The organism is Caulobacter sp. D5 (assembly GCF_003185805.1).
GTDB lineage: Bacteria > Pseudomonadota > Alphaproteobacteria > Caulobacterales > Caulobacteraceae > Caulobacter.
Genome location: NZ_QHJY01000428.1, coordinates 1 through 1560, shown reverse-complemented (window position 1 = coordinate 1560; position 1560 = coordinate 1). Strand labels below are relative to the sequence as shown.

Genomic DNA, 1560 nt, shown 5'->3' with positions numbered 1-1560 from the left:
CGGCTGAACGTCTCGCAGGTGCTGGGCGCGAAGTCCGGCGCGCTGTGGGTGGGCCTGGGTCGCAGCGGCGGGGTCGCGGTCTATCGCGACGGCCAGCTGATCGACGCCCGCATGCCCAATCCCTCGCGCGAGGTCACGAGCCTCGCCGAAGACCGCGAGGGCGGGATCTGGGTCGCGCGCGGCGGCCGCAAGCGCAACACCCTGGCCCGCTGGCATGACGGCCGCTGGCAGGAGTTCGGGGCCGAGGTCGGGGTGCCCGAGCAGGAGGTCTGGCAGGTCTTCTTCAGCCGCGACGGGGTCCAGTGGCTGGTGCTGGGCGACACCGTGCTGCGCCGCGCGCCCGGCCAGTCTCGCTTTTCGGCCACCGGCGTCAAGGTCGCCCGCCGGGCCAGCCTGGCGCAGGACGCCCTGGGGCGCCTGTGGGTGTCCGACACCAAGGGCGTGCGGCTGCTGGCCGGCGAAGCCCCGGCCGCCTCGTCGCTGACCCGGGCCTATCCGCGCCAGGACGAGGTGGGCGGCTCGAAGATCCTGTTCGACCACAAGGGCGACCTGTGGGGGCGCGACCTGGACCGACGGCGTCGTGCACATTCCAGCGCCCGGCGTCGCGGCCCGCAGCGCCGACGCCGCGGGCCTGCGCATCCAGGCCTACAAGGCCGTGCACGGCCTGACCTCGGACCAGACCCACGCCGTGTTCGAGGACCGCGAGGGCAATGTCTGGTTCGGCACCGAGCTGGGCCTCGACATGATGCGGCCGGCCAGCGTGGTGGTGGAGCAGGCGATCCCGCCCAACTCCGCGCGCGGCTACCGCATGACCGCCACCCGCGACGGCGCGGTCTGGATCGCCGACGCCCACACCGTCTACGCCATCGCGCCGGGCAAGGCGCCCAGGCCCGTGGCGCGGACCGAGTGGTCGGCCGGGGCTTTGTGCGCCGACGAGAACGACGGCGTCTGGGTCACCCTGCGCGACACCGTGCTGAAGGTGCGCGCCGGCAAGGTCGAGACCTATCCCAAGCCCGCCGAGGCCAGCGCTTTCGGCTGCGCGCAGGACGCCGAGGGGCGGCTGTGGATGGCGGCGCTGGACAAGGGCCTCTACTGGCGCGAGGGCGGGACCTGGAACCGCTGGCCGGGCCTGTCGCCGACCCTGGGCGTGGCCTCCAACGCCGCCGTCCAGCCCGACGGCCGGGCGGCGATCCTGTTCCGCACCCCGCCGCCGCTGCAAGGGCGCCTGCCGTTCGAGCCGCTGTACAAGGAGCGCTTTTCGATCGGCGAGATCGAGGGCGTGCTGCCGGGCGCGGCGGCGCTCTATCTCAGCGGCGGCCAGGGCCTGGCCCGCCTGCGCGACGGCAAGACCGCGACCCTCGACGCCGAGCGCTATCCGTGGCTGGCCTCGGTCAACGGCCTGGTCCAGACCCCGGCCGGCGACACCTGGACGATCGGCGACGCCGGCGTGGTGCGCATGCGCTCGGCCGACCTCGACCGCGCCCTCGACAGGCCCGGCGCGCCGCTGCCGCGCCAGGTGTTCGACTTCCGCGACGGCCTCAACAGCTTCGTGCAGAAGTC

General features: G+C 74.2%; 2 protein-coding genes. One reads left to right on the top strand and one right to left on the bottom strand.

The genetic code is table 11. The annotated features are described in order from the left end of the window. Positions 1-588, bottom strand: a 588-nt coding sequence (locus DMC18_RS27065; protein ID WP_233248259.1) for a hypothetical protein, incomplete at its 3' end; no start/stop codon positions are given. Here DMC18_RS27065 and DMC18_RS22825 point away from each other — a divergent pair. Beyond that, positions 581-1560: two-component regulator propeller domain-containing protein (locus tag DMC18_RS22825; RefSeq protein ID WP_146218180.1), on the top strand; the 980-nt coding region annotated here is incomplete at its 3' end. The genes DMC18_RS27065 and DMC18_RS22825 overlap by 8 nt on opposite strands.